The organism is Aeromonas sp. BIGb0405 (genome assembly GCF_024807335.1).
Taxonomy (GTDB): domain Bacteria; phylum Pseudomonadota; class Gammaproteobacteria; order Enterobacterales; family Aeromonadaceae; genus Aeromonas; species Aeromonas rivuli.
Genome location: NZ_JANUEP010000015.1, coordinates 19,494 through 46,147 on the forward strand (window position 1 = coordinate 19,494; position 26,654 = coordinate 46,147).

27 protein-coding genes and 1 pseudogene are annotated in these 26,654 nt (G+C 60.4%); 16 read left to right on the top strand and 12 right to left on the bottom strand.

From position 1 onward, the window contains the following. Window positions 1–6: 6 nt before the first annotated feature. The 11 genes and pseudogenes from M2366_RS18755 to M2366_RS19870 form a co-directional block, all read left to right on the top strand. Window positions 7–771: a DUF3450 domain-containing protein gene (locus tag M2366_RS18755; protein ID WP_042039781.1), complete on the top strand. Its 765-nt coding sequence runs from the start codon at window positions 7–9 to the stop codon at window positions 769–771. Continuing rightward, a complete protein-coding gene (locus M2366_RS18760; RefSeq protein WP_224432152.1) occupies window positions 768–2,141 on the top strand; it encodes a MotA/TolQ/ExbB proton channel family protein in 1,374 nt (457 codons plus the stop codon). Before M2366_RS18755 ends, M2366_RS18760 begins: the two co-directional genes overlap by 4 nt. A gap of 10 nt (window positions 2,142–2,151) precedes the next feature. Then, window positions 2,152–2,679, top strand: coding sequence for a MotA/TolQ/ExbB proton channel family protein (locus M2366_RS18765; RefSeq protein WP_042039784.1), 528 nt, complete (start codon window positions 2,152–2,154; stop codon window positions 2,677–2,679). Between the two features lie 64 nt (window positions 2,680–2,743). After that, entirely contained in the window at window positions 2,744–3,151 is a 408-nt protein-coding gene (locus M2366_RS18770) for a biopolymer transporter ExbD (RefSeq protein ID WP_005892521.1), read from the top strand. Window positions 3,152–3,166: 15 nt separating this feature from the next. After that, entirely contained in the window at window positions 3,167–3,802 is a 636-nt protein-coding gene (locus M2366_RS18775; RefSeq protein ID WP_042039786.1) for an energy transducer TonB, read from the top strand. A gap of 11 nt (window positions 3,803–3,813) precedes the next feature. Then, a complete protein-coding gene (locus M2366_RS18780) occupies window positions 3,814–5,058 on the top strand; it encodes a lipopolysaccharide assembly protein LapB (protein WP_042039787.1) in 1,245 nt (414 codons plus the stop codon). 251 nt (window positions 5,059–5,309) lie between these two features. Continuing rightward, on the top strand, window positions 5,310–6,353 hold the full coding sequence (gene metN / locus M2366_RS18785) for a methionine ABC transporter ATP-binding protein MetN (protein ID WP_259270395.1): 1,044 nt from the start codon (window positions 5,310–5,312) through the stop codon (window positions 6,351–6,353). 77 nt (window positions 6,354–6,430) lie between these two features. Next, window positions 6,431–7,084, top strand: coding sequence for a methionine ABC transporter permease (locus tag M2366_RS18790; RefSeq protein WP_042039789.1), 654 nt, complete (start codon window positions 6,431–6,433; stop codon window positions 7,082–7,084). Between the two features lie 27 nt (window positions 7,085–7,111). Next, on the top strand, window positions 7,112–7,912 hold the full coding sequence (gene metQ / locus M2366_RS18795) for a methionine ABC transporter substrate-binding lipoprotein MetQ (RefSeq protein ID WP_042039790.1): 801 nt from the start codon (window positions 7,112–7,114) through the stop codon (window positions 7,910–7,912). 100 nt (window positions 7,913–8,012) lie between these two features. Continuing rightward, complete coding sequence (gene rfaH / locus M2366_RS18800) at window positions 8,013–8,513, top strand: transcription/translation regulatory transformer protein RfaH (protein ID WP_042039791.1); 501 nt, start codon at window positions 8,013–8,015, stop codon at window positions 8,511–8,513. Window positions 8,514–8,618: 105 nt separating this feature from the next. Next, window positions 8,619–8,721 (top strand): annotated as a pseudogene (locus M2366_RS19870) (transcription/translation regulatory transformer protein RfaH); the annotation flags it as partial. Between the two features lie 189 nt (window positions 8,722–8,910). Here M2366_RS19870 and M2366_RS18810 read toward each other — a convergent pair. The 4 genes from M2366_RS18810 to arcB all read right to left on the bottom strand — a co-directional run bounded on the left by M2366_RS18810 (window position 8,911) and on the right by arcB (window position 15,422). Continuing rightward, window positions 8,911–10,884 carry a methyl-accepting chemotaxis protein gene (locus M2366_RS18810; RefSeq protein WP_259270396.1) on the bottom strand — a complete coding sequence of 658 codons (1,974 nt, stop codon included), beginning with the start codon at window positions 10,882–10,884 and terminating at the stop codon, window positions 8,911–8,913. A gap of 322 nt (window positions 10,885–11,206) precedes the next feature. Then, a complete protein-coding gene (locus M2366_RS18815; protein ID WP_005892507.1) occupies window positions 11,207–11,410 on the bottom strand; it encodes a DUF1127 domain-containing protein in 204 nt (67 codons plus the stop codon). 318 nt (window positions 11,411–11,728) lie between these two features. Next, window positions 11,729–13,102: a dGTPase gene (dgt, locus tag M2366_RS18820; RefSeq protein ID WP_259270397.1), complete on the bottom strand. Its 1,374-nt coding sequence runs from the start codon at window positions 13,100–13,102 to the stop codon at window positions 11,729–11,731. Window positions 13,103–13,106: 4 nt separating this feature from the next. Next, entirely contained in the window at window positions 13,107–15,422 is a 2,316-nt protein-coding gene (gene arcB / locus M2366_RS18825; RefSeq protein WP_259270398.1) for an aerobic respiration two-component sensor histidine kinase ArcB, read from the bottom strand. A 320-nt stretch (window positions 15,423–15,742) separates the two neighbouring features. On the opposite strand from arcB, the gene M2366_RS18830 reads away from it, so the two are divergent. Next, window positions 15,743–16,729 carry a DUF2860 domain-containing protein gene (locus tag M2366_RS18830; RefSeq protein ID WP_259270399.1) on the top strand — a complete coding sequence of 329 codons (987 nt, stop codon included), beginning with the start codon at window positions 15,743–15,745 and terminating at the stop codon, window positions 16,727–16,729. Between the two features lie 96 nt (window positions 16,730–16,825). Here the strand turns inward: M2366_RS18830 and M2366_RS18835 are convergent, their stop codons facing one another. The 4 genes from M2366_RS18835 to M2366_RS18850 form a co-directional block, all read right to left on the bottom strand. Continuing rightward, window positions 16,826–17,530 carry a DUF3334 family protein gene (locus M2366_RS18835; RefSeq protein WP_042040320.1) on the bottom strand — a complete coding sequence of 235 codons (705 nt, stop codon included), beginning with the start codon at window positions 17,528–17,530 and terminating at the stop codon, window positions 16,826–16,828. A gap of 98 nt (window positions 17,531–17,628) precedes the next feature. Further along, window positions 17,629–18,066: an HIT domain-containing protein gene (locus M2366_RS18840; protein WP_259237981.1), complete on the bottom strand. Its 438-nt coding sequence runs from the start codon at window positions 18,064–18,066 to the stop codon at window positions 17,629–17,631. Window positions 18,067–18,179: 113 nt separating this feature from the next. Continuing rightward, window positions 18,180–18,815, bottom strand: coding sequence for a DUF2057 domain-containing protein (locus M2366_RS18845; RefSeq protein WP_259270400.1), 636 nt, complete (start codon window positions 18,813–18,815; stop codon window positions 18,180–18,182). Window positions 18,816–18,978: 163 nt separating this feature from the next. Further along, complete coding sequence (locus M2366_RS18850) at window positions 18,979–19,878, bottom strand: LysR family transcriptional regulator (protein WP_259270401.1); 900 nt, start codon at window positions 19,876–19,878, stop codon at window positions 18,979–18,981. Between the two features lie 98 nt (window positions 19,879–19,976). On the opposite strand from M2366_RS18850, the gene M2366_RS18855 reads away from it, so the two are divergent. After that, a complete protein-coding gene (locus M2366_RS18855; RefSeq protein WP_259270402.1) occupies window positions 19,977–20,579 on the top strand; it encodes a short chain dehydrogenase in 603 nt (200 codons plus the stop codon). A gap of 130 nt (window positions 20,580–20,709) precedes the next feature. On the opposite strand, the gene M2366_RS18860 is transcribed toward M2366_RS18855, so the two are convergent. From M2366_RS18860 to dapA, 3 genes are all read right to left on the bottom strand, one after another. Then, the gene (locus M2366_RS18860; protein WP_042040325.1) at window positions 20,710–21,813 is read right to left on the bottom strand and encodes a phosphoribosylaminoimidazolesuccinocarboxamide synthase; all 1,104 of its coding nucleotides are present in this window, start codon (window positions 21,811–21,813) and stop codon (window positions 20,710–20,712) included. A gap of 145 nt (window positions 21,814–21,958) precedes the next feature. Then, window positions 21,959–23,086 carry an outer membrane protein assembly factor BamC gene (gene bamC / locus M2366_RS18865; protein ID WP_157013878.1) on the bottom strand — a complete coding sequence of 376 codons (1,128 nt, stop codon included), beginning with the start codon at window positions 23,084–23,086 and terminating at the stop codon, window positions 21,959–21,961. Beyond that, window positions 23,079–23,966 carry a 4-hydroxy-tetrahydrodipicolinate synthase gene (gene dapA / locus M2366_RS18870; RefSeq protein WP_259237992.1) on the bottom strand — a complete coding sequence of 296 codons (888 nt, stop codon included), beginning with the start codon at window positions 23,964–23,966 and terminating at the stop codon, window positions 23,079–23,081. Before dapA ends, bamC begins: the two co-directional genes overlap by 8 nt. 190 nt (window positions 23,967–24,156) lie before the next feature. Between dapA and M2366_RS18875 the strand changes: the two genes are divergently transcribed. From M2366_RS18875 to M2366_RS18885, 3 genes are all read left to right on the top strand, one after another. Continuing rightward, window positions 24,157–24,690, top strand: coding sequence for a glycine cleavage system protein R (locus tag M2366_RS18875; protein ID WP_224432138.1), 534 nt, complete (start codon window positions 24,157–24,159; stop codon window positions 24,688–24,690). 59 nt (window positions 24,691–24,749) lie between these two features. After that, window positions 24,750–25,214, top strand: a complete 465-nt coding sequence (gene bcp / locus M2366_RS18880) for a thioredoxin-dependent thiol peroxidase (protein ID WP_259270405.1) — start codon at window positions 24,750–24,752, stop codon at window positions 25,212–25,214. 243 nt (window positions 25,215–25,457) lie between these two features. After that, complete coding sequence (locus tag M2366_RS18885; RefSeq protein ID WP_259237994.1) at window positions 25,458–25,958, top strand: YfbU family protein; 501 nt, start codon at window positions 25,458–25,460, stop codon at window positions 25,956–25,958. Window positions 25,959–26,028: 70 nt separating this feature from the next. Here the strand turns inward: M2366_RS18885 and yfbV are convergent, their stop codons facing one another. Next, window positions 26,029–26,469, bottom strand: coding sequence for a terminus macrodomain insulation protein YfbV (yfbV, locus tag M2366_RS18890; RefSeq protein ID WP_042040332.1), 441 nt, complete (start codon window positions 26,467–26,469; stop codon window positions 26,029–26,031). Window positions 26,470–26,654 lie beyond the last annotated feature (185 nt).

Sequence of the window (26,654 nt, forward strand, 5' to 3'; positions counted from 1 at the left end):
ATTACAATGAAGAAAGCGCTTCTGGGCAGCCTGATCTCGGCCGCTCTGTTGACCAGCTTCAACCTGAGTGCCGCCACCGCAGGCCAAGCCGTGGACACCCAGGCCGCCACCGACAATGCCTCGAAAGTGTCTCAGCAAAAGATTGATAGCTACGCCGAAACCGCAGAATCCGCCCTGGCCCAGTACAAGGCGAGTCTGCGTCAACTCGACAGCCTGCACGTCTATAACGAGCAAGTCGGCAAGATGGTCGACTCCCAGAGCAGCGAGCTGGCCTCGATGCAGCGCCAGATAGCCCAGATCGATCAGACAAGTACCGAAGTGGTGCCGTTGATGCTCAAGATGATCGACGCCCTCGACCAGTTCGTCAGCCTGGACTTGCCATTCCAGAAAGTGGAGCGGGAAGACAGGGTGGCCGCCCTGACCCACCTGATGGACAGGGCCGATGTCACCATCTCGGAAAAATACCGCAAGATCCTCGAGGCCTACCAGATCGAAGAGGGCTTCAGTCGCACCATAGAGGCCTACAAGGCCAGTCTGGAAAAAGACGGCGCCCAGAAGACCTATGAGTTCCTGCGCGTCGGCCGCATCGCCCTGCTCTACCAATCCCCGGACGGGATGGAGACAGGGGTATGGAACAAACAGACCCGCCAGTGGGAAGCCCTGCCCCAGGAGTATCGCAGTGCAGTTGAACAAGGCCTTCGCATCGCCAAGAAGCAGGCTCCCCCTGCCCTGATCAAGTTGCCGGTTCACACTGCGGAGAAAGCATCATGAAAGGACTCAGACTCACCATAGCCTCGCTGATAGCGGGTGCCGCCCTGTTTACTCTGCCAGTCACCGCCGCCGAGAAGCCGGTGGATCTCAATGCCCTGCTGAGCCAGATCAAGGCCGACAGCCTGACCGAATCTCAGCTCAACAAGGAGCGGGAGGCCCGCTTCCTGGCCGACAAGAACGAACAGGCCAACTTGCTGGCCAAGGCCAAGGCGGATCTCGCCGCCGAGACCGCCAAGGGCGATCGGCTCAAGGCCAGTTTTGACGCCAACGACAAGCAGCTGACCGAGCTGACCGAGACCCTGCGCCAGCGCGCCGGCAATATGGGGGAGATGTTCGGTGTGGTGCGTCAGTTCGCTGGCGAGTTCAAGGGCATCTTCAACGCCTCGCCGCTGCGGGTAGAACATCCCGATCAGGCGCCGCTGCTGACCAAGCTTGCCGATAGCAAGGAACTACCCTCCAGCCAGGAACTTGAAGCCTTCTGGACCACCATCCTCAGTCGCATGGTCGACGCGGGCAAGGTGAGCCAGATCCCGGCCACCGTCGTCTACGGCGAAGGCAGCCAGGCCGATAAAACCGTCACCCAGATTGGCGAGTTCAACACGGTCGCCGATGGCAAGTACCTGAACTTCGTCCCCGAAACCGGCAAGTTTGAAGAGCTCTCCCGTCAACCGGACAGCAAGATGACCTCCCTCATCGCCGACTTCGAGCAGGGCGGCGCCGGGCTTGAACCCATCTATGTGGATCCGTCGCGCGGCGTCATCCTCTCCCTGCTGGTGCAGTCCCCAACCCTGGCCGAGCGCATCGATCAGGGCGGCGTGGTCGGTTACGTCATCCTGGCGCTGGGCGCCGTTGGCTTGCTGATCGCCCTGTTCTGCGGTGCCCGTCTCTCCCTCATCGGCGGCGCCATGCGCAAGCAGATGAAGTCAGACTCCATCATCAAGGGCAACCCGCTGGGTGAGATGCTGACCGCCTATCAGGGCCACAAGGGCGACAACATCGAAGATCTGGAGTCCAAGCTCGACGAGGTGATACTGCGCCATGTGCCTACCCTGGAGAAGGGCGTGAGCATCATCAAGCTGATCGCCTCGGTCGCCCCCCTGCTGGGTCTGTTGGGGACAGTGGTCGGCATGATTGCCACCTTCCAGGCCATCACCCTGTTCGGTACCGGCGATCCCAAGCTGATGGCCGGCGGCATCTCCGAGGCCCTGGTTACCACCATGCAAGGTCTGGTGGTCGCGGTGCCCATGCTGTTCCTCTACACCGTGGTGCAGACCCAGAGCCGTCGCCTGATCCAGATCCTGGAAGAGCAGAGCGCGGGTTTCGTGGCCCGTTATCAGGAAGGTCTGCACGCCGCCAAAGCAGCAGCCTAAGGAGTCTTCCATGTGGTTCTGGTTGATTGAGGAAGTGGAATCCATCCGGCGCTTTCTGGGCATGGGGGGAGATGTGCTGGTCGCCATCTTCTTCCTCACCCTGTTGATGTGGGCCCTGTTGCTCGAGCGCTGGATCTATTTTCTGACCGTCTACCCGCAGCAAGCCAGGGGAACCCAACAGACCTGGCTGGCCCGCAGTGACCATGGATCCTGGTCTGCCAAGCAGATCCGCCGTGAACTGGTCTCCCGGGTTGCCCTGGCGGTGGACAAGGGGATGCCGGTCATCAAGGTGTTGATCGCCCTCTGCCCGCTGATGGGCCTGCTTGGTACCGTGGTCGGCATGGTGCAGGTGTTTGACACCCTCGCCATCACGGGCACGGGATCGCCGCGGGCCATGGCCTCCGGCATCTCCAAGGCCACTATTCCGACCATGGCGGGCATGGTGGCCTCCCTCTCGGGTCTGTTCTTCGCCAGCCGCCTCGAGCACAAAGGCAGGCTCGCGGTCGACAAACTGGAAGACAGCCTGAAGCACGGTTGAATCAGGGAATGATCCGGTGGCGAAGCCAGGCTTCGCCACCCGCGACAAGCAAGGAGTTTTTGCTATGAGAAAGCGTCACAGCGCAAGCAGCGCAGACGAGGCGGCGATCGATATGACCCCCATGCTGGACATAGTGTTCATCATGCTGATCTTCTTCATCGTCACCACCTCGTTCGTCAAGGAGGCCGGGGTCGAGATCAATCGCCCCAGCGCCAATACCGCCGAAACGGTCAAGAAGGGCAACATCATGGTGGCCGTGCGTGAGAACGGTCAGGTCTGGGTCGACAAGCGTCAGGTCGAGGTGGGCGCGGTGCGTGCCAACATCGAGCGGCTGCGTGCCGAGAACCCGGAGGGCGCCGTGGTGATCCAGGCCGATACCGAATCCAAGTCCGGTATCGTGGTGGAAGTCATGGATCAGATCCGCATGGCCGGGGTGCAGAACATCTCCATCGCGGCCAACAAAGAAGGCTGATGCCAGGGGTCACCAATGAGATACCTGATATCCTTCGCAGCCGCTTTTCTGGTGGTATTCGGCCTGTTCTGGGGAATGGACAAGCTGGTTAACCAGGATCGCCGGGAGCTGTTGGAACAAGACGACGTCAGCATGGTCGATTTTGTCCGCCTCAAGCCCCAGGAGACGCTGCAAGAGAAACAGAGAGAACTGCCCAAACCGCCGCCGCCCAAGCGCCCGCCACCTCCTCCCGAGATGGAAGTGTCGAGCCCGGACAAGCCGCAGATGCAGACCATGGCCATGGACATGCCCAAGCTGGACTTGCCGGTCAACATCGCCGGGGGCAATGCCCTCGGCGCCTACAGCACCGGTGGCGGTGGGGGTGGTCTGGGCGGCAATAACGGTGCCATACCACTGGCAACCTTCGAACCCATGATGCCGCGCAAGGCCGCCCTGGCGGGCCTGGCATCGGGCAAGGTGCTGCTGGAGTTTACCGTTACCGAACGGGGCACCGTCAGCAATGTCCGGGTCGTCAAGGAACAGCCCCGCAGCTACGACCTCGGCAAAGAGGCGCGTAAAACCGTGGCCAAGTGGACATTCAAACCGGCCATGGTCGATGGCAAGCCGCAGGCGAGTCGCATGCAGCAAGAGATCGAATTCGCGGTCAACTAAGGAAGGTGGCGATGAACAAATTACACAAGGGGATATTGGCCCCGGTCGCCCTGGCCGTGTTGATGAGCACAGCCAGCTGGGCCGCCGAACAACCCTCCCTCTCTGACCGAGCCTACCGCGCGGTCAACAAGGCTCAGGAGCTGATTGCCGCCAAGAAATATGGCGAGGCCAATGCCAAGCTGCAAGAAGCCCTGTCGGGGGCTGGCGAGAAGGTCTATGACAAGGGGGTGATACTGCAAACCCTGGGCTTCGTGGCGGCCCAGCAGGATCAATACGGCAAGGCGACCAAATACTTCGCCGATGCCATTGCGACCGGCGGTCTCCCCCAACCCGTGGCCCAGCAGGTGCGTTACAACCTGGCCCAGCTTTATATGGCCGATGGCAATTTCAAGGGGTCCGTGACGACCATGAAGGCGTGGTTTGCCAACCTTGGCAAGGATGACAAGCCAACCCCCCATGCCTACATCACCCTGGCCAATGCCCATGTCCAGCTCAAGCAGTATCGGGAAGCCATTCCGGCAGTGGACAGTGCCATCAAGCTGTCGGCGGGCAAGGCGCCGGAGTCCTGGTATCTGCTCAAGATGGGGGCCCACTACGAGCTGAAACAGTACAAGCCAGCCACCGAGGTATTGACTACCCTGGTCGGCATGTTCCCGGAGAAGAAGAAGTACTGGACCCAGCTCTCGGCCATGTATATGCAGGCGGGTAATGATGCCAAGGCGCTGTCCGCCCTGGAGAGCGCCTATCGGCTTGGCATGTTGACCGAGCAGGCCGAGTTGCTGCGCCTGGCCAACTACCTCGCCTTCGCCGGCATTCCCCATCGCGGCGCCCGCGTACTGGAGCAGGCCATGAAGGCGGGTCAGGTAGAGCGCAGCGTGGCGAACCTCAAGACCCTGGCCAACTACTGGCATCAGGCCAAGGAGCTCAACCCGGCCATCGATACCATGATGACGGCCTACCGCCAGGCGCCCAACGCCGAGCTGCAGCTCAAGATGGCGCGCATGATGATCCAGAGCAAGCGCTATCAGGATCTGGTCGCCCTGGCGGGCAAGCCGGCGGGCAATGCCAGCGGTGAGCAGCGGGCCGACCTCAAGTTCCTGACCGGGGTCGCCTACTTCGAACAGGACAAACCCCAGCAGGCGCTTACCGCCTTTACCCAGGCCGCCCAGAATGGCCAGGTCAGCGGCCGTGCCACCCCCTGGATAAGCTTCCTCAAGGAGCAGAGCCAGGAGGCAAACAGCAGCCAGACCCAATAGTCCCCGAGGGAGTTGCCTCTCTCACCTGTTCCAGGTGACCTGAACCGCTCTTCGGAGCGGTTTTTCTATAGGGAATATCCGACTATGGATATCCATATTTTAGACGTCTAGACGTAGAAACACGCATTGACATAGCCATCCAGACATCTTAGCATCATCCACCATGATGACAGAGCAAACCCAGTGTAACCTCTGCCCAATTTACCCGCCTGTAGCGCCCTGTGCTTTAAGGCTTTGGCACGGAAGAATCCATGATCAAGTTGAATGCCCTCAACAAAGTCTACGGGAAAGGCAGTGATGCCGTACACGCCCTGCGTGACGTGAGCCTGCATGTACCCCAGGGCAAGATTTTCGGTGTGATAGGTGCCTCCGGCGCCGGCAAGAGCACCCTCATTCGCTGCGTCAACCTGCTCGAGCGCCCCACCAGTGGCCAGGTCGTGGTCGATGGCCAGGACTTGACCGCCCTCGGCGAAGCCGAGCTGACCCTGGCACGCCGTCAGATCGGCATGATTTTCCAGCACTTCAACCTGCTCTCTTCGCGCACCGTCTTTGCCAATGTCTCCTTCCCCCTGGAACTGGCCGGTTGGGACAAGGCCCGCATCAAGGGCCGGGTCGATGAGCTGCTGGCACTGGTTGGCCTGGAGGCGCGCGCCCATGCCTATCCGTCCGAGCTCTCCGGCGGTCAGAAACAGCGAGTCGCCATCGCCCGTGCCCTGGCACCTGCCCCCAAGGTATTGCTGTGCGATGAGGCCACCTCGGCCCTGGATCCCCAGACCACCCGCTCCATCCTGACCCTGCTCAAAGAGATCAACGTCAAGCTGGGACTGACCATATTGCTCATCACCCATGAGATGGATGTGGTGAAAGGCATCTGCGACGAGGTCGCCATCATCAGTGACGGCAGTCTGATTGAGCAGGGCGAGGTCGCCTGGTTCTTCAGCAACGCCAAGACCCAGCTGGCCCGCGATTTTATCCACTCCACCATCCACCTGGATGTGCCCCAGGAGTACCAGGACCGCATGACCCCGACCCGGGTTGCCAACAGCTATCCGCTGTTCAAGCTCGGTTTCACCGGTGCCAGCGTCGACAGCCCGCTCATCTCCGAGGTGAGTCGCCGTTTCAATGTCGACATCAGCATCCTGGCGGCGGACATCGAATACGCCGGGGGCGTCAAGTTCGGCTTCCTGCTGGCCGAGGTATTTGGTGACGAGGCCCAGTGCGCGGCCACCCAACAGTTTTTCATCGACAACCATATACAGCTGGAGGTAATGGGTTATGTCCGACGCCATGACTAGTCCGCTGTTCACGGCTCCTGGGGCCAATCAGACGTACGCCTTGATCAACATTCGCATTCAGCTGGAGGTAATGGGTTATGTCCGACGCCATGATTAATCTGCTCATCACGGCGCTGGGCGACACCCTTGTCATGGTGTCAGCCTCGGCCCTGTTCGGTTGCCTGCTCGGCCTGCCCCTGGGCGTCGCTCTCTATGTGACCAAACCGGGTCAGATCCTGGCCAACCCGCTGTTGAACCGCCTGCTTGGCATCGTGGTCAACATAGGTCGCTCGGTGCCCTTCATCATACTGCTGGTCGCCATCATACCGCTGACCCGACTCATCGTCGGCACCAGTATCGGCACCATAGCGGCCATAGTGCCGCTGACCATAGGCGCCGTGCCCTTCATCGCCCGCCTGGTGGAAGGGGCCCTGATGGAAGTGCCGGATGGCCTGCTCGAGGCCGCCAAGGCCATGGGCGCCAAGCCGCTGCAAATCATCACCAAGGTGTTGCTGCCCGAGGCCCTGCCCGGCATCCTCAACAGCGTCATCATCACCCTCGTCACACTCGTGAACTACTCCGCCATGGCCGGTGCCATCGGGGGGGGCGGTCTGGGTGATGTGGGGATCCGTTACGGCTACCAGCGTTTCGACCCAACCGTCATGCTGGTCACCGTGGCCATTCTGGTAGTACTGGTTCAACTCATCCAGAGCGCAGGTGAGCGTCTGGTCAAGCAATGCGATCATCGCTGAGCATCGATTTCTAAACAGGAGGTTTTTATGAAATTAGGCATTAAATCCATCGCGGCGGCCCTGCTGGCTGGCCTGGTACTGACCGCTTGCGGCCAGAAAGAAGAGAGCCAGACCCTGAAAGTGGGCGCCATCGCCGGTCCCGAGACCGAACTTATCGAGACTGCCGCCAAGATTGCCAAAGAAAAATATGGTCTGAACGTCGAAGTGGTGACCTTCTCCGACTATGTCACCCCCAACGTGGCCCTGAACGATGGCAGCATCGACATCAACGCCTTCCAGCACAAACCTTACCTGGATGCCCAGATCCGTGATCGCGGCTTCAAGCTGGTGCCGGTCGGCAACACCTTCGTCTACCCGATTGCCGGTTACTCCAAGAAGATAAAAGCCCTGAGCGAACTGAAAGATGGCGACCAGATTGCCGTCCCGAACGATCCGACCAACCTGGGCCGCTCCCTGATCCTGCTGGAGAAACAGGGTCTGCTGACTCTGAAAGAGGGCGCCGGTCTGGAAGCGACTGTGCTGGACATCACGGCCAATCCACGCAACTTCAAGATTGTCGAACTGGAAGCCGCCCAGCTGCCGCGCTCCCTGGAAGATGTCTCTCTCTCCATCATCAACAACACCTTCGCCGGTCAGATTGGGCTGACTCCGACCCAGAATGGTCTCTTTGTTGAAGATAAAGAGTCCCCCTACGTCAACCTGATCGTCGCCCGTGAAGACAACAAGGATGACGAGAAGGTCAAACAGTTCGTGCAAGCGTTCCAGACCGATGAGGTTTACCAGAAAGGCATGGCGCTGTTCAACGGCGGACTGGTCAAGGGCTGGTAAGCAACCCGCCACACCAGCAAAAAAGGCCACGTCAACGTGGCCTTTTTTATCGCTGCCGCTATCATAGCCTCGGGCACGATCACGATAAGAAATAACAAGCATGAAACTATGGTATCTGGCCTACTGCAAGCCCAAGGAAGAGGCGCGCGCACGAGTCCATTTGGCAGCTCAGGGCATTGAATCCTATTACCCCATGGTGGAAGTCGAAAAGCTGCGCCGTGGCAAACGCGTACCGGTGCGCGAGCCCATGTTCCCGAACTACCTGTTCATCTATGTGGACCTCGAGGAGGTCACTCCGGTGACCCTCAAATCGACCCGGGGCATCAGTCGCATCATCCACTTCGGTCGGGAGTGGACCCCCATCTCCAGCCAATTGGTCTACCAGCTGATGAGCAAGGATGACAGCGATGAGGCGAGGGCCAGCTATGCCTGCCTGCCGAATCAGGGCGACAAGGTGCTCATCGAATCGGGTCCCCTGGCCGGATTCGAGGCCATCTATCTGGAGCCGGACGGCGAGAAGCGGGCCATCTTGTTGGTCAGCCTGCTCAATCAGGAAACCAGCAGCAGCTTCGACAACCAGGCCTTTCGCCGTCTGGACTGACATAAATCCCGATGGTGAGACGCGCACCCTCTCTGCTGGTCAGCCTGCTCAATCAGGAAACCAGCAGCAGCGTCGACAACCAGGCCTTCCGTCGTCTGGACTGACATAAATCCCGATGGCGAGAAGCGTACCCTCTCTGCTGGTCAGCCTGCTCAATCAGGAAACCAGCAGCAGCGTCGACAGCCAGGCCTTTCGCCGTCTGGACTGACATAAATCCCGATGGTGAGACGCGCACCCTCTCTGCTGGTCAGCCTGCTCAATCAGGAAAGCAGCAGCAGCGTCGACAACCAGGTCTTCCGTCGTCTGGACTGATAGCGCCCCAGCGGGCACAGGATCCGCCAATATAACAAGGCCCCGCAACCTGACAGGTTGCGGGGCCTTCTCGTTGTGGATCAGGTCATTGCAATTCGAAGCGGCTGATCGCCAGACTGAGCCGCCCCGTGTCTTGAGCGAGGCGGGCAACGATGGCCTCCCCTTGCTGGCTATGGTGGCTTGACTGGGCGCTGAGCCCGGCTATCTCCTCCACGGTGCCCGCCACTTCCCGGGCGGTGCGCGATTGCTGCTCAGTGGCCGTGGCGATGGTGGCAAGCTGAAGGCAGAGCGCCTGTACCTGGCCGATGGCCCCCTGCAGGGTCTGACTGACGCTGTCGACCGCGCGGCTCCCCTCCTCCACCAACAGGGTGCCACCGCGCACCGTGGCCACGGTCTGACGGGTCTGCTGCTGGATACTGGCGATGGTCTGGCTTATTTCGGCGGTGGATTGGCTGGTGCGACTGGCCAACTGGCGCACCTCGTCGGCCACCACGGCGAAGCCTCGCCCCTGCTCACCGGCCCGCGCCGCCTCGATGGCGGCATTGAGAGCCAATAAATTGGTCTGCTCGGCGATGGTGGCGATCACCTCGGTGACTCTGCCCACCTGCTCGCTCTGGGCGCTAAGCCGCATCATGGCGTCATTGGCCTCGGCTATCATGGCGGCGATGGCGCCCATGGTATCCACCATCTGGCCGAGTGCCTGATCCCCGGCCCGGCTCTGCACTTCGGCATCCGCCGCGGCGCGGGCGGCCTGGGCAATGCTGCCCGCCACCCCTTCGCTGGTGACCGAGATCTGGTCAATGGCTGCGGCGACATTGCCCACCCGCTGATGCTGGCTGGCGAGATCCGCCACTATGGTGCGAGTCGTGTGACTCACTTCACCGCAGGCCCCCTCCACCTGGTTGACCGCGCCCTGGATATCGGCCACCAGCTGGCGCAACTGGGCCGACATCTGGTTCAGAGAACCGGTCAGTCCCCCCAGCTCATCACGGCGGCGCACCGGCAGTGGTTCGGTGGGCAGGCAGCCGGATGCCACCAGACTGGCACGGCGCTCGAGCAGACGGATGTCCCCCGTCAGATGGCGACTGAGCCAGAAGGCCACCAGGGTGCTGAGCAGCAAGACGGCCAGGGTAGAGGCGATCAACATGGTGCGAATACGGCTACTGGCACCATCCATCTGCGCCCCCATTCGCGCCACCTCGGCATGGGTCTGACTGACCTGATCCGCAAGCTGGCCGGCCAGCTCGTGCAGCGCAGGCTCTATCTCTTTGGCCATCAGATAGTTGGCTCTGTTCCAGTCTGGCGCCTGACGCTTGGCGATCACCTGCCCGACCAGGTCACTGAAGGGGGTCGACATCTCCTCGAACAGCCCCCAAAGCCTCTTCTGCGCCTCGGTGAAGTCGGCAGCCTGCCCCCCGATCTCCGCGACCCGCTGGCGGTGGAACTGGTAGTAATCCTGATACTTCTGACGGTAGTCAGCCTCCCCCGAGATGAGGTAATCACGCAGCGCCGAGAGTGCGTTGGATAGACCGTTATAGGCATCCCCCACCTGTTTGAGCAGGCGGCGTCTGTCTCCGGGCAGCAGGCTCTCCTCGCTCGCCACCTCCTCGTTGGTGAAGGATTGCAGCTGATCCAGGGCAGCCTCCGCCAGGGGACCGGCTTCTTGCAGCATCAGGGTATGGGCAGGCAGGTTGTCATCGGTGTGGGCCAGATCCCACAGCTGCTGCTGACTCAGCTTGAAGGCGGCCAAGCGCTCGCCCAGCGCCGGGGCCATGGTCTGTCCCTCGATGCGCAGCCAGGCATCCTGCCACTCCTGCTTGAGCCGCTGTGCCTGGGCGGGATCCTCTCCGAGGATGAGATAACCACGCAGGGCTGAGACGGTGGCCACCAGCGCCTTCTGACTCGCTTCATCTCGCTGCAAGGCGGGCAGGGCCTGGTGCATCAGTGCCTGTTCCGAGGCACTTATCTTGTTTTGTTGATGATGAATGAGTACCGCTGACAGCAGGATCAGCAGATTGACGAAACCGAAGGCGAGTAACAATTTTGCGGCAATTTTCATGAACATCCTTGTTCCGGGGAGAGCGCTTGAGCGCTGCGTCGATGAGTCTGGCGGCCAGCGGATGCTACCTGTAGCGAGCTCTGCTGATGGCGGGGCGGATCCTTGCCAACCAGGTTCGAGACTATCACAGTCACAACTGGCAGGGGCAGCCACTGGACTCGCTACCAGATGGCCCTTCAGAACTTATCGGACCGGTGGCTAGGGTTCATGAGGAGAATTATCGGGAAGGGATAGGTGATTTTCGGGAAGGGATAGGTGATTTTCGGCGAAGCGGGCCCCGGGGGCCCGCTGTTAGCCGGGATGGGGGCAAGGCCCCCATCCATCAGGTTATTCGATTCCCAAGCCGGTAATCGGTTTGGTATTCCCGCTCACGCAGGTGGGAAACCTGCACGGCCTCTCCTTCCAGCCCAATGTCTTTGAGCAGGGCGGGCGAGAGGTTGAGCAGGGTACGGCGCTGCTCGATACGGGTGATACGAAACTCGATGAGGCGCGCGGCGCCACGCAGCAGGGTCAGTTCGATAGACATATGATCTCTCCGTTTGAACGTTGCAGTTCTCCCGAAGAGCGGGGAAATTCACCCGGCGGAAGAACCGCGGGTGATAAATAGTGACAGTGTTACCTGCTCACTCCACGCGGCAAAAGGGTACGAACGGACACACGGTCAGTGCCGTGTCGAGTCGCAACGTTGAACATTGAATGTTGCATATTCGTCTCCTTAACGTGAAAAGTGGAACAAGTGTCGAGAGTGTAAAAAAGCAGCGGATTCAATTCAAGCGTCCCCCTTGCCCTCACCCCCATCTGGGGAGGGAGACCACTTCAGCCTGTCACTGCAGGGATGACCGCCTCAGATGCCGGAGAGCAGCCGGTACTCCTCCAGCACATAGGTATCCGTCATGCCGCTGACGTAATCGAGCAGCAACCGCATCCGGTAATACCACTCCTGCTCGGCGCGACTCTGGAAACGCGCATCCAAGCTTGCCACCGCCAGGCGGTATGCCTTGAGGTGGCGCGCCGACAAGCGGTGGAACAGGCGACGGGCGAAGAAGAGTTCGGCCCCCCCCGCTCCTGCCAGCAAGCGGGCAAACTGGGGCTCTGGCAAGGCCAGCAGGCAGGAGTAGGTCGACAGCACGCCACGCAGGGCGGCATAGCCTTCGAGCTCCAGCGCCTCCACTTCCGGGCGCATGAACACCTGTTCACGGGCCACTTGCTTCAGGGTCTCGAGCACCCGGGCCGCCGGGGCCTGGCCACTGAGCAGCGCATGGGGGTAACTGCCGCAGAGGATAGCCTCATGCTCCGCCAGATAGGTCTGCGCCGCCAGGGCCACCAGATCATCGGTCAGCCGCTGCCGGAAATGAGGGAAGAACCCCTCGGGCGCCTGTCGGGATTCTTGCAACAAGGCCTGCATATACTCCCCCTCGTCGGCCCACGCCAAGGCGCGCCTCAGCTCGCTCTGGCTGAGAATGCGCCTGTCCACCGCATCTTCGAGATCCGCGATGCAGTAGGAGATGTCATCCGCCGCCTCCATGATGTAGACCAAAGGGTGACGACAGCCAGGGGCCAGCCCCAGGCTCAGGCTCAACTGTGCATAGAGGGGTTGCTCGCTGAAGAAGATGCCGCGCTTGGTCGCCCAGCCATGATGCTGGGCCTGGCCGCCGGCGTGGCTGAGCTGCTCCGGGTATTTGCACAAGGCAGCCAGCTGCCCCAGGGTCAGGTTGAGCTCATGCAGGCTGTGCACCAGGCGCAGGCTCTGGGCATTGCCATCAAAGCCGAGCAGGTCGGCGCGCAATAGCGGCCACTGCTCGCTCCCCTGCCCCACGGCCATCGCAAACAGAGGATCGAGCTGTTCGCCGAGCCACTGCCCCATCACCTGCTCACCAAAATGGCCGAATGGCGGGTTGCCCACGTCATGGAGCAGGCAGGCCATCTCCACCAGATTGATAAACGACCAGGGGCAGACGGCATCCAGGGGCAGTGCCCCTAAAATTTGGCGACTGATCTGGCGGCCGGTCTCCTGCACCTCCAGGGAGTGAGTCAGCCGGCTACGCACCGAGGCCTTGACATCAAGAGGGAACACTTGAGTCTTTTGCTGCAGGCGGCGCACCGGCGCCGCCTGGACGATGCGGGCCCTGTCAAACTCGGTCGCCGCCAGCAGGCTTTCCTCCCCCTCAGGCAGGATCCGGGGATGGATGCGCAGGGCCGGGATCAGGGTCTGGTACATGGGGTCACTCCTGCAGCCAGCGGCGTAGTCGGGCTATGTCGCCGGGATAGGCAAGACGCAGCGATTCAATCCAGTCTTCCACATTCTCCCACCAGGCGGGCTGATCCGGGGTCTGGATCAGCTGGGCCAGCTGTTGCAGGCGGCGCAGGCCGATGGAGCCGGCGGCGCCCTTGATCTTGTGGGCCTCCTCCACGACTCCCGCCTGATCCCTGGCAATCATGTTCGAGTCGAGCACGGCCATGTAGTCCGGCATCATCTTCTCGAACAGATCCACGCTCGACAGCAGGATCGGCTTGCCGACCGTGTCGGCGTAGTCAGTCAAAAAGCCCAGATCCAGCAAGTCGTTCTGCTGCGTCTGCTCGGTGGCGGCCTCAGCCTCCTCGTCGGCCAGATCGGCAAACAGGTGAGCGATCACGGCGCGCACCGCCTGGGAGCGCAGCGGCTTGTTGATCACATCCTGCATGCCGCGCGCGAGGTAATACTGACGATCACCGGTGACGTTGGCGGTCAGCGCCACCATGGGGGGCAGGCTGTCACCATACTGGTCCAGCAGGGTACTGGCGACATCGAATCCGGTCATGTCAGGCAGCTGGATATCGAGCAGGATCAGATCGAAATCATCCGGATTGGCCATGGCGATGGCCTCACTGCCGGTGCGGGCCACCTTGACCTCATGCCCCAGTTTACCGAGCAGGGCGCAGGCGACGGTGACATTGAGCTCGACATCCTCCACCAGCAGTATGTCGAGGGTGAGACCACTGTCGGGGGACTCGGGTTCGCTCACCGGCTCGACGCAGGCCACCTCCAGCTCGGCGGTGAAGCAGGAGCCCTCCCCGACATCGCTGTCCACATAGAGCTGACCCCCCATGGATTGCACCAACTGGCGGGAGACCGCGAGACCGATACCGGTGCCGGTGGCATGCTTCTGCCCCTCCACCTGGTAGTACATGGCGAAGATCTTCTCCTGCTGGGGACGGGGGATGCCGATGCCGGTGTCTTCCACCTCGAAGTGCAGTGCCAGCTTGCCCGGCGCTTCGCCCTCATGGGCGAGGCAACGGATGGTCACCCCCCCCTCGTCGGTGAACTTGACCGCGTTGCCCACCAGATTCCACAGCACCTGACGCAAGCGGGTTCCGTCGGCCATGACGAACTGCGGCATGTCGCCATCCCGGTCGAAATGCAGATAGAGCCCCTTCTGCTCGGCCTGGATGCGCGACAGGGTCTCCAGCTCATCGAGGAAGGCGGGCAGGTCAATGCGGGTCGGTACTATCTCCAGCCTGCGCCGGTCGAGTTTGTCGAGATCGATGATGTCGTTGAAGATGTTGCCCAGCGTCACGGCGCTCAGGTGGATGGTCTTGAGCTGCTGGTGCTGGGCGGGAGAGAGCGGCGTGTCCATCAGCATCCGGCTCAGGCCCACTATGCCATTGAGGGGGGTGCGCAGCTCGTGGCTGATGGTGGCGATGAAGGTGGTCTTGTCACGACTCGCCTTCTCCAGCTTGTCCTGATACTGCTTGCGCTCGGTGATGTCACGGCCAAAGCCGAGCAGGCCGAGCCGCTTGCCGAAACGGTCGAAGAAGGGCACCTTGCGCAGTTCGAAGTAAGCCTTGCGGCCATCGGGATATTCGAGCCACTGCTCATAGGTCATGGGTTCATTGGTGGCGAATACCTGTCGGTCGGTCTCCACCACTTTATTGGCGATATCCAGCTTGTAGACATCAAATGGCGTCAGACCGATCAGCTCAGCCTCGACCCGGCCGGTGAGCTGCTCCATGGCGGTATTGCAGCCGGAGAACTGCTCGTCCTCGTTGCGGTAATAGACCAGATCCGGGGAGCAATCGATGAAGGATCGCAACAGGGCGGTGCGCTCCCCCAGGTGCAGTTGGGCCTTCTCGCGCTGAAACACCTCATTCTCCAGATCTTCGATGGCCTGCTGGCGCAGAGTCTCGGCCCGGTTGGTCTCGGCTATCTGGACGTTGAGACGACTGATGTTCTCCTGCAGCTGGCTGTTGAGTTCGAGGTCGCGCTCGCGCATCTCTTGCAGCTTGCGCACCATACGGCTCAGCCGTTGCCGGGAGTCCTCGAGTTGATCCACCACGATGGAGAGAAAGTAAACGGCCCAGGGGGTGACCAGCAGACCGAAGAAGACGGAGCGCACCAGATCGACCACATCGATGGTGCCGCGCAGAAACAGGGTCACCCCCATCTGGATGGAAACCGCCAGCACTATGATGGCCGCCGCCAGGAACATGCTGAATCGCACCAGTCCCAGCTTGGTCATCAGATCTACATAATACTGGGCCCAGGATTTAATCTGCTTCATCTCGTTGTTTTCTCCCCGTTATTCGCTTCCCAGAATACCAGCCTCAACGCCGGAACGCTTGCCCTCCCTCACGGGGATGGCGCCTCGCCCCCGCCTTTGTGAGCCAAGCCCCACTGGCGTCCATGCGGCGATCTGCTCCTGGTCAGCCCCGGAGGAAGCAAGAGCCCGGCTCCCCCGCCCTTTACCTGACAAAAAACTCAGTAGAATGGGGCATCACGCCTCGGCCAAAACAGCCTCCATTGGCGCAGACAGCCGCCCATCAGCGCCCTATAATGCCCATCGCTTATTAGTTTGAAACGTTCTCGTTTGAGGAGTGAGAAATGCACAAGAGTCTGTTGCTCGGTCTCGGCTTGTTGGCCGCAGGTCCCCTTCATGCCGAGATCATCGAGATCCCGGCACAGTCTGGTTTCTCCGGCTTCCTGCTCGGTGGCATCAACGCCAGCAGCTACGAATCCAACTTCTACAAGGGACATGACAGTCATGACCGCATCGACAACCTGGGCTCGGCCGAGCGCTCCGATGGCCTGACCCCCCTGATCAATGCGGATCTGCGTTACACCTTCGCCGACTCCCGTACCCAGTTGTTCCTCGGTAACCTTATCCAGGATGCGGTGCGTTTCGACTTCACCCAGCAGTTCGGGGTGCGGCAGCAACTTGGCGACAAGGGCATCATCGCCGGCTCTTACGTGTTCAGTGCCCTGCCCACCGAACAGTGGCAGGATCCCTTCGCCACCGGGGTAGACAGAGAGACTACGGATCGCAGCTCCCGCGGCATACGTCTGAGCTGGGACAAGATCTGGGGCTCGAATTTCAACGGCAAGGCGACGGTGCGCAAGATTGATATCGACAACGAACACAGCGGCGAACGCTATGGCCGCGATGTCGCCCAGCAGCTGGATCGCAACGGTCATGAGTATGCATTTGAACTCGGTTACCTGTGGCGCTTTGCCCCGGGTCAGCTGCTCGAGCCTGCACTGGTCTACAAGCAGGCGGATCTCGATGGCCGCGCCGAGAGCTATGACAGCACAGGTGTGCAGCTGAGCTATGGCGTCAAGGGCAGCCAATGGTCTCTGGTCAGCAACCTCTATCTGGGCCAGCGTGACTACGATGCCGTCCAGCCCATCTTTGGCCGACGCGCCGATGCCAAAGAGTTCGCCCTCGGTGGATCCTTCTTCTGGCACCAGCTGTTCGGGGTCGCCCCCCTGTCCGGAGTGGTGAGCGCCAGCTATGCCAAGGCCGATTCGGACATCAGCTTCTATGACAGTAACGCCAGCTCCCTGAGCGCCGGCCTGCTCTACAACTTCTGAGTGCTGAGCTCATAGCAAGAAGGCCACCCTGGGGTGGCCTTCTTGCATCAGGGGTGGGCGGTCGGCCCACGCTGGCGAGCACTCGCTAACCCGGAACTAGAGGCCGAGGGAGTCGAGCAGATCGTCATGATCGTTGGCCATTGCGGCCTTGGGAGCGGCGCTCGGCGGCGCCACCTGGCCCTGTTTGGTGAGGGCAATCAGCTCGTCCGGGCTCAGCTCCTCCTGATCCCGTCCCTCATTGTGCAGACGGATGAACTCCGCCTTGTCCATCGCCAACTCCAGATAGAAGATGTTGTTGCGGGCGGTGAAGAAGGTGACACGGCGCGACTCGGGATTATCCAGGTTGGTATCGACGCTCAACATCACCTGCTTGTTCAGGGCCAGCATCTTGGGCTGGTTCTGGGTGATGTGAGTCTCCAGATCGCGACCCACCTTGTGGGTGAAGTTGCCGACTATCTGGTTCATCAACTCCCCCATCACGTTGCTCACCTCGTCGGAGGTGTGGGAGATGGCGAGATCCGCCTTGGAGAGGCCCATGCTCAGCATGTAGCTCTCGTAGAGCTCCATGGCCGCGGCGGCAGAGAAGTTGATCACCACCAAACCGGAGAAACCGCCGTCGAACAGCACGAAGCAACCGATGTCGGGCTTGAGACAGGTCTTGCTTATTTTCTGCACCATGCCGGAGAAGCGTACCTGACTCTGGCTGGCGGCACTCAGCACCTTGGTGACCGAGTTGCACAGGCTCAGTAGTACATCTTCCGTGGTCAGCACGGTATCGTCATCGGCTCTCGTTACTATCATGATCTCTTCCTGAACGGCGAAAATGGGCTTATCTATAGCACAACTCGGCGGCGCGCACTGCTCCTTGCCATCAGGCTGGGAGCCAGCGCCCTCTTGAGTCACTCATCAGCATTGACTGGAGTGAAGTCGACGAGGGTGGCGAGCGCCGTCCGCCATGTATCGGCCTCGCTCGCCAAAACTTGTGGATCATAGGCGATGACCGGGTGAGCCCCCCAGATGGGACCCGGCCAGGCCTTGTCGGCGATGAAGCGCGCCACATGATGCAAATGCAGTTGGGGCACCAGATTGCCGAGGGCCGCCACATTGAGTTTGTCAGGGCGCAGGCGCTGCTCCATCAAGGTCGCGACGGCGCAGGACTCTTGCATCAACTGCTGCTGCTGAAGGGGAGCCAGATGATGGATTTCCCGCAGATCGGCAACCCTGGGCACCAGGATCAACCAGGGATACTGACTCTCTTTGGCGAGCAAGACACGGCACAGGGGCAAGTCGCCGAGCACTCGGGTGTCGGCGGCCAGGCGGGGATGCAGTTCGAACATGAAAACCTCGGCGCGGTTAAGGGGGCACTGATGTGGGCCCACCTTACTGTATGCGCTTTGGCAAGGAAAGCAGGAGAGCGGACGGCAAGCGCGCTCTCCTGCTCGCCACGACACTAGAGCTGAGGAACGGCCCAGCCGATGAAGCGCTTGCGCAGCGCCGGATCGGCCTGCAGGAACAGTTGCTGCAACTGGGCTTCCAGGCCGCTGGCGCTCAGCGGCCGAGGGCTCACCCCCTGCACGGCCTGCGCCGGGGCGATCAGTGCCAGCGCCGCAACCCCGCCATCCCGGTTGTAATCGGCCAGGCGCTCGGGCCAATCGATGCCCAGTTGCAGACCCTGGCTGGCCAGCTCATCCTGAGTGAAGGCGACCGGCTGGCCCTGACCATCATCCAGGCTAAGCTTGGGCGCCTTGGCAAAGGCGGCCATCTGCTCGCCACTGTTCAGTGCACCGGAGACATCCGGCAGCAGTTGCAGCTGACCGCTGTGGCGTTCGACCCGAACCACCTGCGGCTCAGAGAGATGATGGGTGTCGTTGTCGCTGCTGGTGCGGCTCTCTTCCACCCCGTCATAGCGGATCAGCAGCTGAGCGACGCCCTCCTTCAGGGTGGCGTTGTGCTCATCGAGGATCTTGCCCTCTTGCACCGCCAGCAGCTGAAACGGCGCAGGCACCGATACCCTGATCTCGGCCAGCGCGGCCGCACTCCATGACCCTGCGCCCAATAACAGGGCAAGGCCCCATGCTCTGTTCATCCTGTCATCCATTATCTGTTGCACTCATGGCCCGCTACCTTAACGAGCCTTTGTGACAGGCAGATAACAGCCAGGAGTGGCCATCTGGCCGGGGGGATTGTTATTTGCGCACTGTGCGGCGGATATCCTCATCCCCCCTGTTTTACCCAAGGCTTGCGCGCCCTCACACCAGATAGTGCGGATGCTCCTGAAACCACGCCTGCAACAGTTGCTTGAACAGTTTGATCTTGCGCGGTACCCGCCGCTGCTGGGCATGGAGGATGTGAACGGGATGCAGCGCGCTTTGCCAGTCGGGCAGCAGCAAGCTCAGTTGGCCCCGGGCCAGCAGGGGCTCGACCAGCATCAACGGGCACTTGGTGGGCCCCATGTCGGCCACCGCCAGTTGCACCAGGGTGCTGTAGTGATTGGCGCGCACCCGGCCCTGCACCAGTATGCTGACCTCCTCCCCTTCCCTGTTGAAATGCCACTGCTCCCAGGCTGGATTATGATCCTGCAGCAAACAGGAGTGGGCGGCGAGTTCATAGGGGGTCGTCGGCAGACCATGGCCCGCCACCCAGGCCGGGCTCGCCACCACCACATCCCTGAGCCGTCCCAGCGAGAGGGCGACCAGATTGTCCGGGATCCGCTCCATGGCACGCAGGGCGATGTCATGTTCCCCCTGGCGCATGTCGAGGGCGGTATTGGTGAAGTTGAACTCGACCGTCACCCCGGGACAGAGGCGCGCGAAGCGCTCAAGCAGCTCGGCCGCCATCCTGTCTCCGGTGCTGACCGGGCAGGTGAAACGCAATCGGCCGCTGTCCTCTTCCGTCAGTGCCTGTATGTCCTGCTCAGCCTGCTGGGCCAGGGCAAAGATCTGACCCGCCTGCTGGTAGAGGGTCTTGCCTGCCTCGGTCAGGCTGAGCCTGCGGGTGGTACGCTGCAACAACTGGGCATTGAGGCTGCGCTCCAGGCTGCTGACATGGCGGCTGAGCATGCCTTTGCTCACCCCCAGTGCGTCGGCTGCGGCCGAGAAACTGCCCCTCAGTACTACCTGATAGAAGCTCGATAGATGGCCTATCTCCACTTAATTGACTCCAAAATGACAACAATTGGTTTATTTTAAGCGCTTTTTCTTCTTTTTTGGCGCGCTATTATCAACACATCCCAACAAGGAGTGCAGCCATGAAAATAGTGATTGTCGGTGCCAGTGGCACAGTCGGTTCCGCCGTCAGCAGCCTGCTGGCCACTCAACATGAGATTGTCCGGGTCGGCCGCAGCCAGGGGGATGCCACCGTCGACATGACGGATGGTGCCTCCATCGCCGCCCTGTTTGCAGGCATCGGCCAGTTCGATGCTCTGGTGGTCGCCAGCGGCAATGTGGCCTTCGCCCCTCTCACCGAGCTGACCGATGAGCAGTGGCAACTCGGTCTGGAGAGCAAGCTGATGGGCCAAGTCAAACTGACCCGCGCCGCCATTCCCTATCTGAACGAAGGGGGTTCCATCACCCTGATCAGCGGCATATTGAGCGAAGAGCCCATCAACTGGGGCAGCAGTGCCACCACCATCAACGGCGCCATAGAACACTTCGCCAAGGCGGCCGCCTGCGAGCTGCCCAAAGGGCTGCGCATCAATGTGGTGAGCCCGACCCTGTTGACCGAGTCGATGGATAAGTACGCAGCCTTCTTCCCCGGCTTCGAGCCCGTGCCGGCCGCCCGAGTGGCTCTGGCCTATCAGAAATCCGTGCTCGGGGTGCAGACCGGTCAGGTGTTCAGGGTCAATGCTTGATCCCTGCGGCCTCGCTGCCAAGCCAGATCAGCAATAAAAAACGGGCCCCGCAATGGGGCCCGTTCATTTATCAGCTGGCTGCTTTCATCGCCAGCAAACGTTTGTTTTTCGGCGATAAAAAAGCGTAGCCTCAGTCGATCAGGCCGTACTGCTCACGCAGCACCTCGATGATCTCCTGCTTGGGATTGGCACTGCGCACCAGCTTGTGGCCGATGATCTTCTCGGCGATACCCACGTAGGTGTTGGAGATATCCATCATCACCTCGGTAGGCAGCTTGTTGTCCCGAGCCAGGGCGAAGCGTTCCGGCATGCGGTGCTTGTTGAGCAGTATGTCCGGATCCGGGAAGTGGTTCAGCAGCCACTGACGGAAACCCTCTTTGGATTTCTCGATGATCTCGCCTTCGCGCAGGGCCGGGCCGTCCCAGATGCGGGAGCTGTCCGGGGTGCCCACTTCATCCATATAGATGAGCTTTTCGCGGCCTTCGGCATCATGGACGTAGCCAAACTCGAACTTGGTGTCGACAAAGACCTGATCCAGCGCGGCCAGGGCATCGCTGATGACACTGAAGCCTTCCTTGAGCAGCACTTCGTAGCGATCTATGTCATCCAGACTGCTGAAGTTGAAGCCCTGGTAGTGGCGCTCAATGTCGGCACGGGAGACGTTGACGTCATCGGCCTCGGGCACCCCTTCCAGACCGGTCAGCACACCCTTGGTAGAGGGGGTGATCAGGGTCTCAGGCAGCTTCTGATCCTTATTCAGACCTTCCGGCAGTGTGATACCGCAGAATTCGCGCTCGCCATTCTTGTAGGCACGCCACATGGAGCCGGTGATGTACTGGCGGGCAATGGCCTCGATCATCACGGGACGGGCTTTTTGCACTATCCAGACGAAGGGGTGCGGGATGTCCAGGATGTGGCTGTCGGCCAGTCCCTTCTCCTTGAACAACTTGAACCAGTGGCTGGAGATGGCATTGAGTGCCGCGCCCTTGCCCGGTACGCCGTTCAGTCCGTCCACCCCCTGCCAGATGCAGTCGAAGGCAGAGATACGGTCACTGATCACCATGATGGCCAGCGGCGCATCGGCCGGCACATCATAGCCTTTCTCTCTGATGAGCCGGGCACTGTCTGCCTGGGTCAACCAGTAGACGCTGCGCACTTTGCCGGAATGGACAGGTTTATCGGTACGGATCGGTAAATCGTCATTCACCGCCAATACTTGATCTGCAAGACTCATGGCTTTTAACACTTCCTGTTGTGGGGGTTGATAAAACACACATGCCAGGCCCCTGTTGCTGGGGACTAGCCAAACACACGCACCAAGCAAGCCCCCAGTTTGTAGGGGATTAACCTAATAAAACAGGGGCACTAGGCCCCTGTTTCTATTCTGCTGTTGCTGCGGCTTGATCGGCCTGGGCCTTGGCGAATGCCTCGGACAGACTGATATACATCTGGGAGATAGTCCCGGACGACACAGGTTTTTTATCCTTGTCGAACAGGGTGATGGAGGTCTTGCCCCCCGCCATCTCGCCGAGCTGGAAGCGGTATTTATCCTCCTCCAGCTTGAAGGGCTCAGCCCCCTTGGCTTGCCAGAAATCGCTGCCCGGATCGTCATACTCGACGTCGATCCAGCCCAGAGACTGTTGGGTATCCTTGATGACGAAACCGTAGCCAGGCAGGATCTGGTTGAGGCGACGCCACACCTGATCGAAGGATCCCCCGGCAATCCAGGCGCTCAAATCGTTGTTGTCCAGACCGAGCTGCAACGCCATGCCATCGCTGGATTTGTGCTGCTCGCGCGCCTTGAGCTCTTTGTCGTAATAGAGGGAGAACTGGTTCAGGGCGCGGGTCGCGTAGCGTTTGGCCTCGGCTGGCGTCAGGCTGGTCGTGGTCTCACCGTCGAGGATCTCTTCATGATCGACCACCTTCACCGACATGTTGACCGCATGGCGCTGGAGATCATTTTTCAAGACAAACTGGTAACGCTGACGGATCTGATAATCGTCATCTTCCTCACCCCAGCCATCGAGCGCCAAAGTGTTGTCGAACCAGCCGGTCTCCAGTACACCGCTCTGGCGATCCAGCGTCTCGGTAGTGACCTTGTATTTGGCCAGGAAGTTCATCAGGAAGGCCCAGGTATCATTCTGAATATCCTGCTGGGTGCTCAGGGCATAGAAAGAGACCGTGGGGTCGGCCGCATTGGCCACCACCTGGCTACCCGGTACCACAGTCAACAACTGGGCGGGTGGACGCACGTCCACCTTGGCGCCAATGGCGCCTTCGCGGCTGCTCTCGGGCAGGGCGGGGATATTGAAATCGCTGTTAAAGGCGGGGCTCTGCAACCCGGCAGGTATCAGGAAAGCGCGGCCTTCCAGGCGGGCTTCCTCATACTCGAAACCACGGTTGGCCATCTTGCGTTCTGCCGGTGAGCTGCAACCGGCCAGTACGGCCAGGGTCACCACACTCATGGCCAGACGCACTGCACTTCCCTTTCCGTTTGTTTTAAACACTCGCCATCAACTCCGCAGTCGTCAGAGCCTGCGTCATCGCCTGTTTGCCCTCGGGGGTGAGGTCGGTCAGCGGCAGACGCAGGGTCGCCGTCGCTATCAATCCCAATCGGGCACATGCCCACTTGACGGGGATGGGACTCGGCTCGCAGAACAGAGTCCGATGCAACGGCATCAATCGATTGTTGATGTCATGGGCCAGACCGGCATCGCCAGTCAGGGCAGCACGACACATGTCGGCCATCTGGGCCGCCGCAATATTGGTGGTGACGGAGATGACCCCATCGCCCCCTTGCAGCATAAAATCACATCCAGTCGCATCATCGCCACTGTAGAGAAGAAAATCGGATCCACACAACTCGCGCAGCAGCGGCGTGCGCGTCAGATCGCCGGTTGCCTCTTTCAAGCCGATGATCCCCGGCACCTTGGCCAGCCGAGCCACTGTCTCGGGTTTGAGATCGCAACAGGTGCGCCCCGGCACATTATAAAGAATTTGAGGCAGACCACTAGCCTCGGCGATCGCACAATAGTGACGATAGAGACCTTCTTGGGTCGGTTTATTGTAATAAGGGGTGACAGAGAGACCCGCTACCACGCCAGTTTGGGCGAGACGTTGAGAGAGCGCGATAGCGTGAGCCGTGCTGTTGGAGCCACAACCGGCGATGACAGGCACGCGTCCGCCAGCCAGGGCCACGGTCCTTTCCACAACGGCGATATGCTCCTGCTCACTCAGGGTAACCGACTCCCCCGTGGTGCCGACCGAGACGATGGCCGAGGTCCCGGCAGCCACGTGGTACTCGACAAGACGGGCCAGACTGGCCCAATCGACTTCACCTGAAGCCAGCATAGGGGTGACAAGAGCGACAAGACTACCGCGTAACATGGATATTTCTCCCGATTTTCAGGGGCGTAATGGTAAAGCTGACCCCTTTGAAAAACAAGGGAGGCAGGTGGCAAGCCGTGTTACCATCCGCCACAAAACGGCGCTATGTCCGCAATGGTGTTCCCCTGCGTGGACCACGGCTCACCCGAGCCTTCTTGCGCCAGAATAATGAATGGACGAGAGAGGACTTATGACGCATTACCTGGTCGTAACGGCCATCGGCACGGACAGGCCTGGCATAGTAAACGAAGTGACTCGCCACGTGAGTGGCTGTGGCTGCAACATTGTCGACAGCCGCCTTGGCATCTTCGGCAACGAATTCACCTTCATCATGCTGCTGTCCGGTGACTGGAACAGCCTGATGCAGCTCGAAATAAGCCTGCCCCTGCGCAGTCAGGAGTGGGATCTCATCACCATGATGAAGCGCACCGAGCGCCACCACTCCCTGCAATACGACACCAATGCCAGTGCCGAGATCCTGATCCGTGACGAGCCGGGCATCGTCAGTCAGTGCACCCAGTTCTTCATTGATCATGGCTGGGACATCCAGGCCATGCAGACCGAAACCCGGGAGCAGCAGCCTTACAACCGTTTCAAGGCCGCCTTTCAACTCAACCTGACCCGCACAGGCGAGGTCACCGATTCCGAGGCCGCCTTCGCGACCTTCTGTCAGAACCTGGGCGCCGAGTCGTTCGAATTTATCATCCACCGCAAGCATGCTTGAGGTGGGATCCCCCCGATTGCCCGCTTCACCAAGGAGCCAAGATGTCCGCCATTGAACCCATCAACCCCTTGTCAGCCGGTGCCATGGCACCCGATTTCACCCTGCAAGATCAGGATGGCCAACCAGTTCGCCTGAGCGATCTGCGCGGCAAGAAGGTACTGGTCTACTTCTATCCCAAGGCGATGACCCCGGGTTGTACCACCCAGGCCTGCGGCCTGCGCGACGTCAATGCGGAGCTGGCAGCCCTCAATGTGGAGGTGCTTGCCATCAGCCCGGATGCCAGCACGCGCCTCAAAAAATTCGCACAGCGCGACAGCCTCAATTTCCGGCTGCTCAGCGACGAAGACCATGCCGTGGCAGATGCCTTCGGGGTCTGGGGCCCGAAGAAATTCATGGGCAAGGAGTATGACGGCATCCATCGCCTGAGCTTCCTCATCGACGAGGAGGGCAAGATTGTCCACCGCTTCGACAAGTTCAAGACCAGCAACCACCACCAGGTGGTGCTGGACTTCGTCAAGGGCTAAGCCCATCCCCGCAACCGGGGCTGTCATCCCAGCCATGGCTGGGATGAGACAGATGAAACAAGAGAGGGCCCGGGGCCCTCTCTTGCTGTGTGCCGTTGTGTCGCACTCTCTTTGATACCCCCACGTTGGGCACGACCCGACTCACCGCCAGGTTTTTTGACGACAACTCCCCTTCGAGATCAAAAAATTCATCTGATATCTGGGTTAACTTGGTGCCAGTTTCATCTTGCAGCGAGAAAACCCATGAACATGAGCCACACCGAGCGCCTGATCCTCAGCAACCAGTACGAGATCCTGGCCAAGCTCAACCCGGAGCAAGCTGCCCACTATCAGCGCGCCAGTACCATCATCGAAAAGGGTTACTGCCTGCAGATCCTCGAGCTGGAAAAACACTTCGGCCACCTGGATCTGGCCACCTGCCAAGGGGTGCTGGACACCCTGGAGCTGCACCATGCCCTGGCCATCTCCTGGGGGAACCTGGATCCGGTCAATCAGGGGGAGATAGCAGCCAGTCGACTGCGCTTCAACGGCTACAGCCGCAGCCAGGAAGCCGCCCTGGCAGACTATGTCTGCTTCCTGCTCGAGGTGGACAAGCGCTTCCCCGAGCTGGACTGCCCCTGCGACGAACTCTCCAGCGACATTGCCATGGGTGACAAATACCAGCGGATGCTGGCGGTGTGGCGCCAGTGTCCACGTCAGTACAAGCTCTCCATCCAGGAGATCCGCAAGATCCTGGCCGCCTGAGGGTACCGCCGATGCACAACCCGACCGATAAAAAAGGCGCCCCGGGGCGCCTTGATGCATCGAGCTGGGCTCACTCGTAGAGGAAGGATTTATCGAGCTGCTTGAAAGCGGCGTTGAGGGTATCGGCCAGCTCTTCATAGCGAGGCTGGGCCACCAGCTGACGGCGGCCGCCCTGCTCGTTCATCTTGCTATTGATCTCCCGGTACCAACTGGCCAGAGAGGGCGGCAGGCGGGTGGCGGCACGCTGGCCGAGCCAGTAATAACCTTGCAGCGGCAGGCTGAGCAGGAAGAGCACGCTGGTGATGACCGAAGGCCAGTAGTAATCCTGACCAAACTGGAACTGCAGCATGATGCTGAGCACGGCCAGGGCCGGGATCACCTTGAGGGCAAACTCGGTGGCGCGGATGACACGGTTTTCAGGAAACAGCGGATTGAGCTCGGGACGGCGCGGCCAAATCGTCATATAATGTCGGCCTTGCTGTAACTTAGTTCCAAAAGAATTCATGCTCATATTACCTCCGAGCTAATTTTGAACGTATTAACGGCAAAACCGCGTAAAAATTTGATGGAACATAGCAAAGGTTTAGGATGACTTTGTTATTTTTCAACAATGAGGTTATCCTTTGTCCGCCTATTTTTACCGCCAGTGACCCCTCGGGCACCCATCGGCAGGCGTCAGGATTTCGGGTCTTGTAT

Coding starts and splice junctions, on each gene's coding strand:
- M2366_RS18810 (WP_259270396.1), bottom strand. CDS start 10,884: ATGAAAATTGCCGCAAAATTGTTACTCGCCTTCGGTTTCGTCAATCTG.
- rfaH (WP_042039791.1), top strand. CDS start 8,013: ATGAAACTATGGTATCTGGCCTACTGCAAGCCCAAGGAAGAGGCGCGC.
- M2366_RS18840 (WP_259237981.1), bottom strand. CDS start 18,066: ATGTTCGAACTGCATCCCCGCCTGGCCGCCGACACCCGAGTGCTCGGC.
- M2366_RS18780 (WP_042039787.1), top strand. CDS start 3,814: ATGAACAAATTACACAAGGGGATATTGGCCCCGGTCGCCCTGGCCGTG.
- yfbV (WP_042040332.1), bottom strand. CDS start 26,469: ATGAGCATGAATTCTTTTGGAACTAAGTTACAGCAAGGCCGACATTAT.
- dapA (WP_259237992.1), bottom strand. CDS start 23,966: ATGTTACGCGGTAGTCTTGTCGCTCTTGTCACCCCTATGCTGGCTTCA.
- M2366_RS18765 (WP_042039784.1), top strand. CDS start 2,152: ATGTGGTTCTGGTTGATTGAGGAAGTGGAATCCATCCGGCGCTTTCTG.
- M2366_RS18760 (WP_224432152.1), top strand. CDS start 768: ATGAAAGGACTCAGACTCACCATAGCCTCGCTGATAGCGGGTGCCGCC.
- M2366_RS18855 (WP_259270402.1), top strand. CDS start 19,977: ATGAAAATAGTGATTGTCGGTGCCAGTGGCACAGTCGGTTCCGCCGTC.
- M2366_RS18775 (WP_042039786.1), top strand. CDS start 3,167: ATGAGATACCTGATATCCTTCGCAGCCGCTTTTCTGGTGGTATTCGGC.
- M2366_RS18835 (WP_042040320.1), bottom strand. CDS start 17,530: ATGATAGTAACGAGAGCCGATGACGATACCGTGCTGACCACGGAAGAT.
- M2366_RS18830 (WP_259270399.1), top strand. CDS start 15,743: ATGCACAAGAGTCTGTTGCTCGGTCTCGGCTTGTTGGCCGCAGGTCCC.
- M2366_RS18860 (WP_042040325.1), bottom strand. CDS start 21,813: ATGAGTCTTGCAGATCAAGTATTGGCGGTGAATGACGATTTACCGATC.
- metQ (WP_042039790.1), top strand. CDS start 7,112: ATGAAATTAGGCATTAAATCCATCGCGGCGGCCCTGCTGGCTGGCCTG.
- M2366_RS18845 (WP_259270400.1), bottom strand. CDS start 18,815: ATGAACAGAGCATGGGGCCTTGCCCTGTTATTGGGCGCAGGGTCATGG.
- metN (WP_259270395.1), top strand. CDS start 5,310: ATGATCAAGTTGAATGCCCTCAACAAAGTCTACGGGAAAGGCAGTGAT.
- M2366_RS18770 (WP_005892521.1), top strand. CDS start 2,744: ATGAGAAAGCGTCACAGCGCAAGCAGCGCAGACGAGGCGGCGATCGAT.
- M2366_RS18875 (WP_224432138.1), top strand. CDS start 24,157: ATGACGCATTACCTGGTCGTAACGGCCATCGGCACGGACAGGCCTGGC.
- M2366_RS18885 (WP_259237994.1), top strand. CDS start 25,458: ATGAACATGAGCCACACCGAGCGCCTGATCCTCAGCAACCAGTACGAG.
- M2366_RS18790 (WP_042039789.1), top strand. CDS start 6,431: ATGTCCGACGCCATGATTAATCTGCTCATCACGGCGCTGGGCGACACC.
- M2366_RS18815 (WP_005892507.1), bottom strand. CDS start 11,410: ATGTCTATCGAACTGACCCTGCTGCGTGGCGCCGCGCGCCTCATCGAG.
- M2366_RS18755 (WP_042039781.1), top strand. CDS start 7: ATGAAGAAAGCGCTTCTGGGCAGCCTGATCTCGGCCGCTCTGTTGACC.
- arcB (WP_259270398.1), bottom strand. CDS start 15,422: ATGAAGCAGATTAAATCCTGGGCCCAGTATTATGTAGATCTGATGACC.
- dgt (WP_259270397.1), bottom strand. CDS start 13,102: ATGTACCAGACCCTGATCCCGGCCCTGCGCATCCATCCCCGGATCCTG.